General features: G+C 36.5%; 12 protein-coding genes and 1 pseudogene. 9 read left to right on the forward strand and 4 right to left on the reverse strand.

The features are described from left to right. Window positions 1–22: 22 nt before the first annotated feature. Genes infB through rimP form a run of 3 tightly spaced genes read right to left on the reverse strand, consistent with a single transcriptional unit; the run spans window position 23 to window position 4,714 of the window. Complete coding sequence (infB, locus tag ACPUVN_RS09545) at window positions 23–2,698, reverse strand: translation initiation factor IF-2 (protein WP_426356846.1); 2,676 nt, start codon at window positions 2,696–2,698, stop codon at window positions 23–25. Window positions 2,699–2,719: 21 nt separating this feature from the next. Beyond that, window positions 2,720–4,216 (reverse strand): transcription termination factor NusA, encoded by a 1,497-nt coding sequence (gene nusA, locus ACPUVN_RS09550; RefSeq protein WP_426356845.1) that lies wholly within the window; start codon window positions 4,214–4,216, stop codon window positions 2,720–2,722. 42 nt (window positions 4,217–4,258) lie between these two features. Then, window positions 4,259–4,714: a ribosome maturation factor RimP gene (gene rimP / locus ACPUVN_RS09555; protein WP_426370522.1), complete on the reverse strand. Its 456-nt coding sequence runs from the start codon at window positions 4,712–4,714 to the stop codon at window positions 4,259–4,261. A 463-nt stretch (window positions 4,715–5,177) separates the two neighbouring features. Here rimP and ACPUVN_RS09560 point away from each other — a divergent pair, with 463 nt between their 5' ends. The 8 genes from ACPUVN_RS09560 to nth all read left to right on the forward strand — a co-directional run bounded on the left by ACPUVN_RS09560 (window position 5,178) and on the right by nth (window position 14,086). Continuing rightward, the gene (locus ACPUVN_RS09560; RefSeq protein ID WP_426370523.1) at window positions 5,178–7,076 is read left to right on the forward strand and encodes an EAL domain-containing protein; all 1,899 of its coding nucleotides are present in this window, start codon (window positions 5,178–5,180) and stop codon (window positions 7,074–7,076) included. A 236-nt stretch (window positions 7,077–7,312) separates the two neighbouring features. Beyond that, the gene (gene rsxA / locus ACPUVN_RS09565; RefSeq protein ID WP_426356842.1) at window positions 7,313–7,894 is read left to right on the forward strand and encodes an electron transport complex subunit RsxA; all 582 of its coding nucleotides are present in this window, start codon (window positions 7,313–7,315) and stop codon (window positions 7,892–7,894) included. Next, on the forward strand, window positions 7,894–8,448 hold the full coding sequence (rsxB, locus tag ACPUVN_RS09570) for an electron transport complex subunit RsxB (protein ID WP_426356841.1): 555 nt from the start codon (window positions 7,894–7,896) through the stop codon (window positions 8,446–8,448). Before rsxA ends, rsxB begins: the two co-directional genes overlap by 1 nt. Before the next feature lie 8 nt (window positions 8,449–8,456). Continuing rightward, window positions 8,457–10,946, forward strand: coding sequence for an electron transport complex subunit RsxC (gene rsxC / locus ACPUVN_RS09575; protein ID WP_426370524.1), 2,490 nt, complete (start codon window positions 8,457–8,459; stop codon window positions 10,944–10,946). Window positions 10,947–10,950: 4 nt separating this feature from the next. Then, window positions 10,951–12,033 (forward strand): electron transport complex subunit RsxD, encoded by a 1,083-nt coding sequence (gene rsxD / locus ACPUVN_RS09580; protein WP_426370525.1) that lies wholly within the window; start codon window positions 10,951–10,953, stop codon window positions 12,031–12,033. Then, window positions 12,026–12,673, forward strand: coding sequence for an electron transport complex subunit RsxG (rsxG, locus tag ACPUVN_RS09585; protein ID WP_426370526.1), 648 nt, complete (start codon window positions 12,026–12,028; stop codon window positions 12,671–12,673). Before rsxD ends, rsxG begins: the two co-directional genes overlap by 8 nt. Continuing rightward, complete coding sequence (locus ACPUVN_RS09590; RefSeq protein WP_426370527.1) at window positions 12,673–13,380, forward strand: electron transport complex subunit E; 708 nt, start codon at window positions 12,673–12,675, stop codon at window positions 13,378–13,380. Before rsxG ends, ACPUVN_RS09590 begins: the two co-directional genes overlap by 1 nt. Window positions 13,381–13,426: 46 nt before the next feature. Then, window positions 13,427–14,086, forward strand: coding sequence for an endonuclease III (gene nth, locus ACPUVN_RS09595; RefSeq protein WP_426356836.1), 660 nt, complete (start codon window positions 13,427–13,429; stop codon window positions 14,084–14,086). 221 nt (window positions 14,087–14,307) lie between these two features. Here the strand turns inward: nth and ACPUVN_RS09600 are convergent. Beyond that, window positions 14,308–15,177: pseudogene (locus tag ACPUVN_RS09600) on the reverse strand (hypothetical protein); the annotation flags it as partial. Window positions 15,178–15,789: 612 nt separating this feature from the next. Here ACPUVN_RS09600 and ACPUVN_RS09605 point away from each other — a divergent pair. Continuing rightward, complete coding sequence (locus ACPUVN_RS09605; RefSeq protein WP_426356835.1) at window positions 15,790–16,209, forward strand: VOC family protein; 420 nt, start codon at window positions 15,790–15,792, stop codon at window positions 16,207–16,209. Window positions 16,210–16,252 lie beyond the last annotated feature (43 nt).

A 16,252-nucleotide genomic window follows, 5' to 3' on the forward strand; every position in this document is an offset into this window, starting at 1 on the left:
TTTCATGTGATGTATTATTTAATTAAAGTGTACGTTGAACTTCAACAGTTTCAAATACTTCAATTTGGTCACCAACACGTACGTCATTGTAGTTCTTAACACCGATACCACACTCAGTACCGTTACGAACTTCTTGTACGTCGTCTTTAAAGCGACGAAGCGATTCTAATTCACCTTCGTATATAACAATGTTTTCACGAAGTACACGAATTGGAGCAGAACGCTTAATAATACCTTCAGTTACCATACAACCAGCAATTGCGCCGATTTTAGGTGATTTAAATACGTCACGTACTTGAGCAAGACCAATGATTTCTTGTTTGAACTCAGGCGCAAGCATACCGCTCATCGCTTGTTTCACTTCATCGATTAATGCATAGATAACGCTGTAGTAACGTAAATCAATCTTCTCAGATTCAATCACTTTACGAGCAGCAGCATCAGCACGAACGTTAAAACCAACAACAATAGCATTTGAAGCAGCAGCAAGTGTTGCATCTGTTTCAGTAATTCCACCAACACCTGAACCAATAATCTTAACTTTAACTTCATCAGTTGAAAGCTTAGTTAATGAATCAGAAATTGCTTCAAGTGAACCTTGTACATCAGATTTCAATACAACGTTAACTTCAGAAACATCACCTTCAGCCATGTTAGCAAACATGTTTTCAAGTTTAGATTTCTGTTGACGTGCTAATTTCACATCACGGAATTTACCTTGACGATATAAAGCAACTTCACGCGCTTTCTTCTCATCTTTAACAACTGTCGCTTCATCACCAGATTGTGGAACACCACTTAATCCTAAGATTTCTACTGGAATTGAAGGGCCTGCAGATTGAATGGTTTTACCATTTTCATCACGCATTGCTCTAACACGACCGTATTCTAAACCACATAATACGATATCGCCTTGGTTCAAAGTACCTTCTTGAACTAGAACAGTAGCTACTGGACCACGACCTTTATCAAGTTTAGATTCAACAACAACACCATGAGCCATTTTGTCTACTACAGCAGTAAGTTCAAGAACTTCTGATTGTAGTAAAATAGCGTCAAGTAGTTCATCAATACCTAAACCAGTTTTAGCTGACACGTGACAGAATTGAACTTCTCCGCCCCACTCTTCAGAAAGTACATCGTGTTGTGATAATTCACTCTTAACACGATCTGGATCTGCACCTTCTTTATCCATTTTGTTTACAGCAATGATAATTGGAGCATCAGATGCTTTAGCATGCTGAATAGCTTCAACAGTTTGTGGCATAACACCATCATCTGCTGCAACAACAATAATTACGATATCTGTAGCTTTAGCACCACGAGAACGCATTGCGGTAAACGCCGCATGACCTGGAGTATCTAGGAATGTGATCATTCCATGTCCAGTTTCTACGTGATATGCACCGATATGCTGTGTAATACCACCAGCTTCACCGTCAGCAACTTTAGCTTCACGAATGTGATCAAGTAATGAAGTTTTACCGTGATCTACGTGACCCATGATAGTAACTACAGGAGCACGAGTGATCTCAACGCCAGTATGCGCTCGATCAGAAAGTACTGCTTCTTCAAGAGCATTTTCTTTCACAAGTACAACTTCACGACCCATTTCTTCAGCTACAAGCGCAGCAGTTTCTTGGTCGATAACTTGGTTAATGGTTGCCATAGCACCCATTTTAAACATCGCTTTAACAACTTCAGCGCCTTTAATAGACATTTTGTTTGCTAATTCAGCTACAGAAATAGTTTCGCCAATGCGAACTTCTTGTAACTTAGTTTCAGCTGGTTTAGTAAAACCATGCTTCAAGCTTTGAGGAGAAGATAAAGATTGTTTTCTGCCACCACGTGAATTACGTGAATTACGATCTTGTGGACCAGATTTTTTCTTACGACGACGGCGTCCGCCTTCATCAGCTGTATCACTTTTATCTTCAGCTTCTTGCGCGTATTTTGAAGAAGTTAAATGTACAACTTCTTTTTCTTTAGCTTTACGCTCAGCTTCTTCAACTTTCCAACGTGCTTCATTTTCTTCAGCAAGTTTTTTAGCCGCTTCTGCTGCTGCTTTAGCTTCTTCTTCCGCTTTTGCTTTAGCTTCAGCTTCTTGAACAAGGCGAAGTTTTTTAGCTTCGTCACTTTCAGCTGCTTTAACTGGTGCTTTTACGTCTTCATTTGTTTTTGCTTTAGCAACGGCTGCTGCTTTAGCTTTTGCATCAGACTCTTCTTTTGCTTTTGCTTTAGCTTCACGCTCAACTTCTAATTTAGCTACTGCAACTGCTCTAGCATTTTCAGCTTCTTTAGCGTCCGCAACTTCTTTTGCTTTAGCGCTTTCTTCAGCTTTAATACGAGCTTCTTCTGCAACTTTAGCTTCTTCTTCAGCAATTTGTTGTTCTTCAACTTCACTACGTTTAACGTAAGTGCGTTTTTTACGAACTTCAACATTTACTGATTTAGCTTTACTGCCATGACCAAGTACTAAAGTAGACTTAGTTTTGCGGTTAAGCGTCATTTTGCTCGGTTGAGCAGAAGAGTCATCGCCATGTTGTTTTTTCAAATGATCTAATAAAGCTTCTTTTTCTTCTTGCGAAACAGAGTCGGTTACCGATTTTTGAACGCCTGAGTCAGCTAACTGACTAACTAAGCGCTCCACCGGTGTACCGATTTCTTTGGCAAGTTCTTGTACTGTTACATCTGCCATCTATAATTTTCTCCCGGTGGGTTATTCTTCGTTAAACCAACAAATATTACGAGCGGCCATAATTAGCTCACCTGCTTTGGTTTCATCTAATTCTTCAATATCTGATATTTCATCAACACCTTGTTCAGCAAGGTCTTCTAAGGTAATTACACCACGACTTGCTAATACAAATGCTAAATGACGCTCTAAACCATCAAGGTTAAGTAAGTCTTCAGCTGGCTCTGCACCTTCAAGTGTTTCTTCACTTGCTAGGGCTTGAGTTGTTAATGCTTCTTTAGCACGTGCACGAAGTTCTTCAACGATATCTTCGTCCATGCCATCAATCTCTAACATTTCAGATGCTGGAACATATGCAATTTCTTCAAGTGAAGTAAAACCTTCTTCACATAATAAAGTTGCAAAATCTTCATCAAGGTCAAGTTTCTCAACAAATAAAGATAATACTTTATCGTTTTCTGCTTGATGCTTCTCGTTCATTGCAGCAACAGTCATTACGTTAAGTTCCCAACCCGTAAGTTGGCTTGCTAAACGTACATTCTGACCACTTCTACCAATAGCCATTGCTAAGTTGTCTTCTTCAACCGCAATATCCATTGTGTTTTTATCTTCATCAACAATAATTGATGCAACTTCTGCTGGAGCCATTGCATTAATTACGTATTGTGCTGGATTATCGTCATATAAAACGATATCAACACGTTCGCCGCCTAGTTCACTAGAAACAGCTTGTACACGTGAACCACGCATACCAACACACGCACCTACAGGGTCGATACGTTTGTCGTTACTTTTAACTGAAATTTTTGCACGTGAACCTGGATCGCGAGCTGCACCTTTAATTTCAAGCATCTCTTCGCCAATTTCTGGCACTTCAACTCTGAAAAGCTCAATAAGCATTTCAGGTTTAGTTCTGCTTACAAATAATTGCGCGCCACGAGCTTCTGGTTTAATTTCATATAATAAACCACGAATACGATCGCCTGGACGGAAAGTTTCGCGTGGTAACATGTCATCACGATATACAATCGCTTCAGCATTATTACCTAAATCTAAAATTACACTATCACGGCTAGCTTTTTTCACTACACCTGTAATAATCTCGCCAACGTGTTCTTGATATGCATCAACAATTAAACCACGTTCAGCTTCACGAATTTTTTGAACAATAACTTGTTTAGCTGTTTGTGTAGTTACACGGTCAAATTTAACTGACTCAATTTGCTCTTCTACAAAATCGCCTACTTGTATTTCTGGCTCATCGTATTGAGCCGCTGCAAGTGTCATTTCTGCGTATGGGTTTTCCATTAGCTCATCACTTGGAGCAATAACTAACCAACGACGGAAAGTATCAAACTCGCCAGTTACGCGATCGATACTTACGCGAACAATAATGTCGCCTTCATACTTTTTCTTTGTGGCTGTTTCTAAAGCGGTTTCCATTGCTTCAAAAATACTTTCACGAGGTAATGCTTTTTCATTTGAAACAGCATCTACAACTAGTAATATTTCCTTACTCATGCTACTTAGCCTTAATTATTTAAAATAAATCTAAAATTATCATTAAAATTTAGGAACAAGATTTGCTTTATCAATGTTACTAAAAACAAGTTCATAGTCCTGACCGTCAACTACCACTATTAATATTTCGTTATCGATAGTCTCAAGTGTTCCTTTAAACTTACGTCTGCCATTTAATGGCATAGATAATTTAACCGTAATCGTTTCACCTATTACTGCTTGAAAATGTTCTAAATCAAACAAAGGTCTATCTAAACCTGGTGAAGAAACTTCTAAGTTGTATTCTGGACCGATTGGATCTTCAACATCTAATATTGCACCAACTTGACGGCTAACTTCTGCGCAATCATCAACGTTTATGCCATTTTCATGATCTATAAATAAACGTAATACTGAATTATTACCCGCGCTTATATACTCAACACCGAGTAACTTTTTACCTACACCTTCAACAGCAGGTCTTAACATTGCAGTTAATTTTTGCTCAAACTTAGCCAATCATTTTCTCCAGAAACAAAAAAAGGGCATGAAGCCCATTATTAAAAACATTTATCTGTATGTAGATGAAATTTAACAAACATTCACACACAAAAAAGCCCCTAACGAGGGGCCCAAATTCACTAACCCTCTGTATTGGTGCGTAATAAATTACAGCACCTAAGTATAACAATTAATATTTAACGAATAGGATTCAGTGAATATTTAGTGACAACTGCTATACTAAAGCTGTGATGAATTATATATTTCCTAATGTCTAAGCGCAAGAGCTTTACCTTAGTAGTTTAAAAAAAGATGGTTTAATTGTGCGCTTATTTTTTTAAGTAAACATTAATGAACAAAAAACACACATATATTATATATTTAAGCGTTTATGCTATTAGTATAATTTTTATCAATATGGTATAAATGCAAATTGATAAACCATTAACTTTTGTTCTTTTTTAGGGCTAATAAACTAACTATGTACTCATTTTCTGAATCATTGCTACGGAACTGCATATTAGGCATCGTTTTTTCGTTAATAATTGCTCTTTTTTCGATATTTACTACCTCTAAATATCTAGAAGAAAAACAAGATAAACATGCTACTGTGATTACTGCTAACTACACCGAGGCCTTTAAGGATAAACCAAGTGTAGAGTCGATAGAATCTAACCATAAAATATTTATTGATAGTTTACGTGCTAATCATAAATATGCGCTTCTTAAAGTTACTTACAACAAAACAGAAAATATTTATAACTCATCTAATCCTATAAATGGTTTTGTTTTGCCTTTTACTGTACCTAAAGTTCAACAGGTTACATTAGATAATAATTTAACGGTTGTTTATCAACTAAATGTTGAAGATGAATCGAACTTTCTCTTACAGATATTACTTTTAATTTTAGGCTTAACTTTTGTCTTTATATTAATAGGTAGCATTTTAAGTTCACATAATTACAAAACAGTATTAACTAAACTATGTAATGAATTGAAAAATGCGATAGAAAAGAGCTTTGAAAATAATGAAGACTTAGATGTAAACATCAGCTCTGAATTTGATGAAGTTTATGATGAATTAAAAAAGCTGATTAATTTTCATAATGTAAACACTTCTGAACTTGAAGAAAAAGCTTATTTAGAACCAGTAACCAAATTAAAAAACCGCAGTCGTTTTGTTCAGTATTTTGAAAACCAAATCAATAAAGATCAATCTATCAAATTTGGTGCTTTAACAATTACTCGATGTTCAGAATTACAAACCATTAATCAAATACATGGTTACAATGCGGGTGATACTTACATTTGTGGTGTTGCTGATATCATGAAAGCAGCAATAACGAAACACCAAGGTGCACAATTATTCAGACTTAACAGTTCTGATTTCGCCACTATCATTCCTAACTGCACAATGAAAACAGCTGAAAGCTTTGCTCAACAGCTCACCGATAAGTTTAACTTATTTCAGCAAGCATCAGATCTAGATTCAGTAGCCTATACAGGCTTAGTGTCCTTCGCTAGAGACAAGCCTTTAGGTGAGTTATTAGCATTAGCTGATACAGGGATCAGTATTGCTCAAACACAGCAGAAAAATTCTTGGTATGCGCAAACTGATACAAATATCCTACAAAATTCAAGTTCGAGCTACGGCAATCAAAACTGGCGTCAAGAAATTGATAACGTTATTGAAAACCAACGTATTACTTTACTTGTTCAAAATATTAAACCGTCAAACAGAAATGCGAAGATATATGGTGAAGTACTCGCTCGCTTCTTAAACTCTAATGATGAAATGTTACCTACAGCTTCGTTTATAGCTATGGCTGAGAAATTAGATAAAATTGTCGCTATCGATAAAATGATCATTGAAAAGGTCATGACAGAGATAACCAATAAAAACCTAAGAGACTCGTCTTATGGTATTAATATAAGTACACGTAGCATTCATGATGAACATTTCTTAATTTGGTTAGAAAGAAGATTATTAAGAGACTCAGCTATTGCGGCTAAACTTGTTTTTGAAATCACTGAATATGGTTTACAGCAAAATATAAAAACCAGTAAACGTTTCATCGACATGATACACAGAGCAGGTTCAAAAATAACCGTTGAACGCTTTGGTGTTGGTTTAACTTCATTTAAATTCTTTAAAGACTTAAAGCCTGACTTTATTAAGATGGACAGTACTTATACTCGTGATATAGATGAAGATAAGAACAACCAATACTTCTTACGCTTAATGGTGGATTTGGCTCATAGATTAAGCATACTGGTATTAGCAGAAAGTGTTGAAGGGCAAGAAGAGAAGTTTGCTTTAGAAAAACTATTTATTGATGGTTGCCAAGGTTTTTACATAGGAAAACCATTACCTTTATAAAATACTTTCAATTTACGTCATTAACATACTAAAACGGTGTTAATGGCGTTTAAATATTAAAAACAATTCTCATTAATAATAAAGACCAACGCCCCTTAATCGCTCATCTAATCATCAATTAAATCAAATACTCTGAAAACTTTCCAAATTGTCGAATATCCCTACAAACCACAGGTTGTTTCTTTAGTGATAAAAACGGATAATATGCGCCATTAATATACTAATGTAATTCTTAAATGTCTGAATATCTATTACTGCTAGTTGGTACAGTGTTAGTTAATAACTTTGTACTAGTAAAATTCCTAGGACTTTGCCCGTTTATGGGGGTTTCTTCACGTACAGAAACCGCTGTAGGAATGGCATATGCCACGACATTCGTAATGACACTCGCTTCATTACTTAGTTACCTTGTTAACACCTATATTTTAGCGCCGCTAGGATTAGAATACCTAACTACTATGGCATTTATTTTAGTTATAGCTGTGGTAGTACAATTTACTGAAATGGTGGTTCATAAAACCAGTGCTAACTTATACCGACTTTTAGGTATATTTTTACCGCTAATAACTACTAACTGCGCTGTATTAGGTGTTGCCCTACTTAATACTTACGAACAACATAACTTTTTTGAATCTGTTATCTATGGTTTTGGTGCATCCGCTGGCTTCTCATTAGTCCTTATTATGTTTTCAGCCATGCGTGAACGATTAGCCAACGCAGATATCCCTTCTCCCTTTAAAGGTTCAGCTATTGCTATGATCACTGCTGGCTTAATGTCACTAGCCTTCATGGGCTTTACAGGATTGGTTAAGTTTTAATGTCTATTATTATCGCAATTATTGTTATAGGTATTCTTGCCCTACTATTTGGTGCTTTGCTTGGCTACGCTTCAATTCGCTTTAAGGTTGAAGGTGATCCTTTAGCAGAACAAATAGATGACTTACTGCCACAAACACAATGTGGTCAATGTGGTTACCCAGGCTGTAAACCTTATGCTGAAGCAGTAGCTAATGGTGAAGCAATAAATAAATGTGCTCCTGGTGGTGAAGAAACCATAAAAAAAATAGCTGAATTATTGGGTGTTGAAGTACAAGCTTTAGATGAAAACCATGAAGCAGACAATACACCTAAAGTGGCGTTTATTATTGAAGAAGATTGTATTGGCTGCACTAAGTGTATTCAAGCCTGCCCAGTAGACGCAATTATTGGTACGACAAAACAAATGCACACCGTAATTATAGATGAATGTACAGGTTGTGATTTATGTGTTGCCCCTTGCCCAGTTGATTGTATTGAAATGCGACCAATTGAAACAACAAAGCAAAGTTGGCAGTGGGATTTAAATAGCATACCTGTAACACAAGTTGATTAGGAATTTACGTGGACTCTATTATTAACCGAATTGATAAAAAACAATTTTGGAAGTTCCATGGTGGCATTCATCCGCCTGAACAAAAGTTTATCACTGAAAATAAACCTATTCGAACTTTACCATTACCGAAAGAATTTATTCTTCCTCTGCAGCAGCACATTGGCCAAGCAGGTGAACTACTTGCTGCTGTGGGTGATACTGTATTAAAAGGACAACCGCTAACAGCTAGCGCTCATCCTATGGCTGTTCCTGTTCATGCGCCAACAAGCGGTACTGTTACAGCAATAAAAGACTCAACCATAGCTCATCCATCAGCTCTAAAAGAACCTTGTTTGTTTTTAGCTCCTGATGGCAATGATACTTGGGTAAAGCGAAATATTTGCACAGATTACACCAAACAAAGCCATACAGACTTATTACAGAAAATAGCTGATGCTGGCATATCAGGTATGGGTGGCGCTGGATTTCCTGCCTATGTAAAAGCAAATACATCGGCCAAGATTGAATTTTTGATCATTAACGCTGCAGAATGTGAACCTTACATCACAGCTGACGACCTGCTTATTAGAGAGCATTGTCCAACAATTGTTGATGGCATTAATATTCTTCACCAAATCATCAAGCCAGAATACGTATTAATTGGTATAGAAGACAATAAACCAGCAGCAATTAAAACATTACAAAACGCCACTAAAGATTTAGATCATATTCGAGTGTGCGTCATACCAACTAAATACCCTTCGGGTGGTGAAAAACAATTAATTCAAATTCTGACGGGTAAAGAAATACCAAGTGGTTCATTACCAAGTTCGCAAGGTATTGTTATGCAAAATACCGCGACATGTTTTGCCATAGCAGATGCTGTAATTAATGATATTCCATTAATTAGACGTGTAACAACCGTTACAGGGCTTGGGCTCAATAAACCTCAAAATGTATGGGCTTTATTAGGTACTCCTGTTAATTTTTTACTTGAGCAATGTGAATATCAACCACAAGATAAGCAACGCATCATAATGGGCGGTCCTATGATGGGCTTTGCTTTACCTTCGGGTAACGTGCCTGTTGTAAAAATAACAAACTGTGTACTTGCGCCAAGTGAAAAAGAAATATCAGACGAAAGCACAGAAGTTGAATGTATTCGTTGTGGACAATGTGCTGACGTATGCCCCGCTCAACTTCTTCCACAAGAACTACAGTGGAGTGCTAAAGCTAAAGACCACCAGCAGCTTGAAACCTTAAACTTATTCGATTGTATAGAATGTGGAGCTTGTGCTTATGTGTGCCCAAGCCATATTCCTCTAGTACATTATTATCGTATTGGTAAAGCTGAAATACGTGAACACAAGCAGCTAGAGATTAAAGCTGATAAAGCAAAAATCAGATTTGAAGCACGTAAACTACGATTAGAACGTGATAAAAAAGCACGAGAAGAAAAACAGCGTAAAGCCGCAGAAGCTCGTAAAGCTAAAATGAATTCAGGTACTGCTGAAGCTAATAATGAAATGTCTGCCGTTGCTGCAGCATTAGCACGTGTAAAAGCTAAAAAAGCACAAACAAGTGATGCAGCACCTCAAAAAGAAACAACCGAGCCAGTTGCTAAGCCTAAAAATCCACAAATAGCGGCAGCTATCGCTAGAGCTAAAGCCAAAAAGCTTGCTAACCAAGTTACAGATAATACAGAAAAAACAGTAGAGCCGAATAAAGCAGCTGAACCTGAAACAGAACTAAAGCTAGATACTGACAATAAAGCTACGGCAGTAAATAATGCTGACGATAAGAAATCTAAAGTTGCCGCAGCAATCGCTAAAGCAAAAGCTAAGAAACTAGCTAAAGAGCAATCAGATAAAAATATAGGTGCTCAAGAAGAAACTCAAGCAAATGAAAAATCAGAAGCAGCTAAAGGTAATCTTTCTGAAACTGAAGTTTCTGATGCTGATAGCAAAAAAGCTAAAATAGCTGTAACTATCGCTAAAGCAAAAGCCAAAAAGCTAGCTAAAGAACAAGCTGATAAAGATGCTAGTGCTCAAGATACAAGCATCCAAGACAATGATCAGGCACCAGAAAATGAAAAATCAGAAGCAGCTAAAGGTAATCTTTCTGAAGCTGAAGCTGAAGTTTCTGATGCTGATAGCAAAAAAGCTAAAATAGCTGCAACTATCGCTAAAGCAAAAGCTAAGAAACTAGCTAAAGAACAAGCTGATAAAGATGCGAGTGCTCAAGATACAAGTACCCAAGACAATGATCAGGCACCAGAAAATGAAAAAGCTGAAATATCTGAAGCAGAGGTTTCTGACGCTGATAGTAGAAAAGCTAAAATAGCAGCAACTATAGCTAAAGCAAAAGCTAAAAAACTAGCCAAAGAACAAGAAGCTAAAAGCTCAGACAATAATCAGTCTGAAGTTGAAGATACAAAAGCAGCAGAAAAGAAAAAACGAATCGCTGAAGCAGTAGCTAAAGCAAAAGCCAAAAAACAACAACGTATAGAGTTAAATTAATATTATGGCATTTTGGATCGCAAGTTCGCCGCATAACCATATACAAAATAAAACTTCCGCTTTAATGAGGTTAGTTATTTACGCCACTCTTCCAGGCATCTTTGCGCAATGGTATTTTTTTGGTTGGGGTAACTTAATTCATATTTCATTAGCTATTGCTAGTGCATTAATTGCTGAGTTTTTTATTTTATCGTTAAGAGAAAAGAAAATCCCCGAACAGATTTTTGATGGGAGCGCGATTTTAACCGCGATTTTATTAGGTATAAGCTTACCCGCATTAGCCCCTTGGTGGATATCTATTATAGGTGCTGCGTTTGCTATCATCATAGTAAAACAATTATACGGTGGTTTGGGTCACAACCCTTTCAACCCAGCTATGGCTGGTTATGTGATGTTACTTATATCATTTCCAGTTCAAATGACTTCATGGCAACCACCACTTCAGTTATTAGACATTGATTTAACTTTCTTTGATACCTTGTCTGTTATTTTCACAAGCTTCACTACTGACGGTTATTCTGTGGGCCAAATAAAAACACATATTGACGGCTATACCATGGCAACACCATTGGATACTGTTAAAACCAACCTAACTCTAGGCTTAACTATTGCTGAAAGTATGGATAGCACAGTAATAGGTGAAAACTTTGGTATTGGTTGGGAATGGATAAACGCTGGATTTTTAGCAGGTGGATTATTCTTAATATTTAAAAAAGCGATTGATTGGATAACACCATTTAGCTTTTTATTTAGCTTATTTGTATTTTCATTTATCGCTTTCACATTCAGCCCAGATTCAAATGCCTCAACGATGTTCCACTGGTTTAATGGCGCTTGCATGTTGGGTGCTTTCTTTATACTGACTGACCCTGTGTCGGGAGCAACAAGTAGTAAAGGCAGAATAATCTTTGGCGCTTTAGCCGCCCTTCTTGTATTCGTTATTAGAAAGTACGGTGGTTATCCTGAAGCGATGGCTTTCGCCGTTTTACTTTGTAATATGAGTGCACCATTGATCGATCAATATACACGCCCTCGTACATACGGACATAAAAAAGAGCAAAATGCTGAGGATAATACCCATGCGTAAAGCTATTCAAAAAAACGCCAATGTACTCGCTATATTCGCCATCGTTTGTACGGCTGTTGTTGGTATAGTACATTCATTAACTAAAGAAGAAATAGAGCTACAAAAGCAAAAACAGCTGCTTGACAGACTCTCTCAAGTTATTGACCCAAGCACTTACAATAATCAAATAATTGAAGATTGTATTATGATCCCTCATTCAACAACTGAGGCAGGCGAAGAAATTAATAGTCAAACAGCACATGCAGCCTACATAGCATCGTTTAATGAAACACCTGTTGCTATAGCAATCACGACAACGGCACCAGATGGCTACAACGGTAACATTGACATCATTGTTGGTATTACAACTCACGGCGTTGTTAGTGGCGTTAGAGTGCTAGAGCATAAAGAAACCCCTGGCTTAGGCGACAAAATAGAACTTGAAAGAAATCCATGGATCACAAGTTTTTCCAGTAAAAAAATAATAGCCACTCCAGATCCTCGTTGGAATGTAGCTAAAGATGGCGGCATGTTTGATCAATTTACAGGGGCGACTATTACCCCTAGAGCTGTAGTTAAAGCTGTTCACACTACCTTAGTATTTTTTAATGAAAATAAAGACAACTTATTCAATCAACCTAAAAATTGTGGAGGCATTTAATGGCAAATGGTGCTGAGTACAAAGAACTCGCATGGCAGGGTTTATGGAAGAACAATCCTGGCTTAGTGCAATTATTAGGTTTATGTCCGTTATTAGCGGTTACTTCAACAATTACTAATGCTTTAGGTTTAGGTATAGCAACCTTGTTCGTATTAATTTGTTCAAATGCGACGGTTTCATTAGTACGCCATTGGGTACCTAAAGAAGTTAGGATCCCGATATTTGTACTTATTATCGCTTCATTTGTAACCTGCGTACAATTATTAATGAACGCCTATACATTTGTACTCTACCAATCGTTAGGTATTTTTCTTCCGTTAATCGTTACTAACTGTGCCATTATCGGTCGAGCTGAAGCTTACGCTTCTAAAAACCCTATTAAACAAGCAACATTCGATGGCTTAATGATGGGACTTGGCTTCCTACTTGTTTTGTTTGTTTTAGGCGCTTTAAGAGAAGCGTTAGGACAAGGTACATTGTTTGATGGCGCACATCTATTAATGGGCGAATGGGCGCGTAGTTTACGTATAGAATTATATACTGTTGATAGCTATTTTTTACTTGCTGTACTTCCTCCTGGAGCTTTTATTGCGATGGGATTATTCATTGCATTTAAAAATGCAGTAGACGAAAAAATCAAGAAAAGTGCACCTAAAAAAGATGCTGAAGCAATAGAACGTGTACGCGTGAATTTTGACGCTAACTAGGTCACCCAAGTCTATTTCAAATAATAAAAGCAAAAGTAGTTAACGTATGAATAAAGAAACAAGAATAGAAATGCTGACTCGGTTAAGAGCGGATAACCCAAACCCGACTACCGAGTTAAACTTTAGCACGCCTTTTGAACTGCTAATCGCTGTTCTTCTTTCTGCTCAATCAACTGATGTTGGCGTTAATAAAGCCACAGATAAACTTTATCCTGTCGCTAATACCCCTCAAGCTATACTTGACCTTGGTTTAGACGGGCTAAAGTCATACATAAAAACTATAGGTCTATTCAATACTAAAGCAGCTAACACCATGAAAACTTGCCAAATGCTTGTAGATTTACATGGTGGTGAAGTACCTGAAAGCCGCGCAGCTTTAGAAGCTTTACCAGGTGTAGGTAGAAAAACAGCGAACGTTGTATTAAATACAGCATTTGGTCAGTTGAAAGATAACGAAGGTAATTACTTTATTGCGGTGGATACTCATATTCAACGCTTAGCCAACCGAACAGGTTACGCTAAAGGTAAAACAGTAGAAGAAACAGAAAAAAACATAGTTAAACACACACCAAGAAAAACCGAATTTTTCTTTAACTTACACCACTGGTTTATTCTGCATGGTCGTTATACTTGTGTTGCACGTAAACCTAAATGTGGTTCATGCATCATTGAAGACTTGTGTGATTTCAAAGAAAAGACTGAATAAAACCTTACCTTAGAACGCATTAAAGCAAACTAAAAAGCTTGCTTTAATGATTGAGTAATCCAAGTAACAAAACTCACAGCTATAACGCTGATAGACTCTACAACTAAAGGCTGCTTACTCGTTGGTTGCTTATCTTTTTCTTGCTTATCTTTTGGCTCTTTAGTTTTAGTTGGATCGGATGCTGGTGTTTTAGAAGCTGGAGGTTCAGTTACAACAGGTTTTGGAAGTGCTTTCTTCTTTATCACCTTCTTCTTCGCTTTATCTAGTTTAATCGTGTAAGTATTACCACCAATACCTACAAACTCTTCATCAGTAAACACAATCGTATTATCATCATAAAAAGTCACTGCTTCTTTTTGCGTAACTATGCCCAAATCAATACGAGATACATCACCTGAGAAGAACTTATCACCTTCAAAGTTTTCAAATAACCAAATACTTGTTGAATCAAGTAATATGAGTTTTTTACGATCAGGGCTCAAAGCCGCAGAGGTTATCCAACAAAGCTTTTCAAGCGTAGTACATGTTTGAAATGAACCGACCAACTCAGCGTTAAAGTTAGCTGCATGATCGCCAACTTTATAAACATTAGTAATACCATTAAAAGGTTTTGTACGATTTTTGGTGAATAAATATAAATGACGACCCAAAGCAACAAAAGCTTCTAAATCATAATTTCTTTCATGTGGTGCGACAGGGTTACCATCCATTCCTGGGTAGGTAAATTTGATTATTTCAGCTTCAGCGGTATCAGCTTTAATATCGATTGGGTTTTCAATCTTATATATCGTCAGCCACTTTCTATCTTGTTCATTATTACCGAAGTCACCTAAAAAGAAATGCCCAAATTTATTTTGAGTCATATCTTCCCAATCGATATTTTTTGCATTAGTGATCAGTACTTCTTTAGCAATAGAACCATCTTCATTTAAACGATAAAGTTTGGCTTCATTACCACCATCATTAATAGCCCATAAACGGCTATATTTATCGAATTCTATGCCAGAAATTTCTTTCAGCTTAGGATCTACAGTCATGTTTTTCTTACTGTATAAGGTATATGTTGAGATACCCACTAAGACGAATGACATGATGACAACAATTGAAATAAGTAAATATAAATTTTGCTTGAGTACGTACCCTGACAAAAAAGGAAACTTCTTGATCAGCATTTCTAAATAGGTATGGGAAATATTATCTTTAGACATATAGGAAAAATATTTTGTCGCTAAGTTACTGAGTATTATTGCTTATTTAATTATAAATAGCTGTTGATTTAAATACAGCACTCACTATAAATGTTATCGCAATCCGTGGCGGTAATTCTTCTTTAACTAAAATAGAACAAGTTCAATGTTAACCATACGCTTGTAGTACTTAGTATAACTACTCTAACGCGTAATTCTTAAAATGAACATCTTATTATAAATGAAAAAACATCACTCAAAATGCATAAAATTTCGTTCTAATTAATTTGTAACAAGTCTTTTTTAACAAATGAAAATGGTGCAAATATATACTCACTCATCTATCCATACAAACTATAAATGCACTGTCACATTTAGTTAAACAAAAATTACCGAAAATTAGTACATCAATGTAAAATATAACAATATTCACGGTGAACAAAGTAATAGCCAATGAGATGCTATATTATTGGTTCATATAAACAACAATCACGTAAATTATAGGTTAAATAAATAATGAAATTTTTGCACAGTATGGTGAGAGTAAAAGATTTAGACGCTTCTCTAAAATTCTACAGCGATCAACTTGGATTAGTAGAAACTAAACGTATTGACGTACCTGAAGGTAAATTTACACTGATATATCTTGCCACGGCTATTGGCGAAGCTGAAGTAGAACTAACCCATAACTGGGGTTCAACTGAAGAATACGATACAGGCAGAAATTTTGGTCATTTAGCCTTTGAAGTAGATAATATTTACGATTTTTGCCAAAAGTTAATGGATGACGGTGTTGAAATTAACAGACCACCTCGCTGTGGCAACATGGCTTTTATTAAATCGCCTGACAATATATCAATCGAGTTATTACAAAAAGGTGAAGCATTAGCACCTCAAGAACCTTGGTTAAGTATGGAAAACACAGGGTCTTGGTAAAACACTAGATACTGCATTGGCTAATAACTTCGACATACTTTAG

It is taken from the genome of Pseudocolwellia antarctica (assembly GCF_049933045.1).
In the GTDB taxonomy this organism is placed as follows: Bacteria; Pseudomonadota; Gammaproteobacteria; order Enterobacterales; family Alteromonadaceae; genus Pseudocolwellia.

What these genes read in the sequence shown, in the direction of transcription:
- ACPUVN_RS09560 (WP_426370523.1), top strand. Translation starts at nt 5,178, where the DNA reads ATGTACTCATTTTCTGAATCATTGCTACGGAACTGCATATTAGGCATC.
- nth (WP_426356836.1), top strand. Translation starts at nt 13,427, where the DNA reads ATGAATAAAGAAACAAGAATAGAAATGCTGACTCGGTTAAGAGCGGAT.
- ACPUVN_RS09605 (WP_426356835.1), top strand. Translation starts at nt 15,790, where the DNA reads ATGAAATTTTTGCACAGTATGGTGAGAGTAAAAGATTTAGACGCTTCT.
- rsxD (WP_426370525.1), top strand. Translation starts at nt 10,951, where the DNA reads ATGGCATTTTGGATCGCAAGTTCGCCGCATAACCATATACAAAATAAA.
- ACPUVN_RS09590 (WP_426370527.1), top strand. Translation starts at nt 12,673, where the DNA reads ATGGCAAATGGTGCTGAGTACAAAGAACTCGCATGGCAGGGTTTATGG.
- rsxB (WP_426356841.1), top strand. Translation starts at nt 7,894, where the DNA reads ATGTCTATTATTATCGCAATTATTGTTATAGGTATTCTTGCCCTACTA.
- infB (WP_426356846.1), bottom strand. Translation starts at nt 2,698, where the DNA reads ATGGCAGATGTAACAGTACAAGAACTTGCCAAAGAAATCGGTACACCG.
- nusA (WP_426356845.1), bottom strand. Translation starts at nt 4,216, where the DNA reads ATGAGTAAGGAAATATTACTAGTTGTAGATGCTGTTTCAAATGAAAAA.
- rsxG (WP_426370526.1), top strand. Translation starts at nt 12,026, where the DNA reads ATGCGTAAAGCTATTCAAAAAAACGCCAATGTACTCGCTATATTCGCC.
- rsxA (WP_426356842.1), top strand. Translation starts at nt 7,313, where the DNA reads ATGTCTGAATATCTATTACTGCTAGTTGGTACAGTGTTAGTTAATAAC.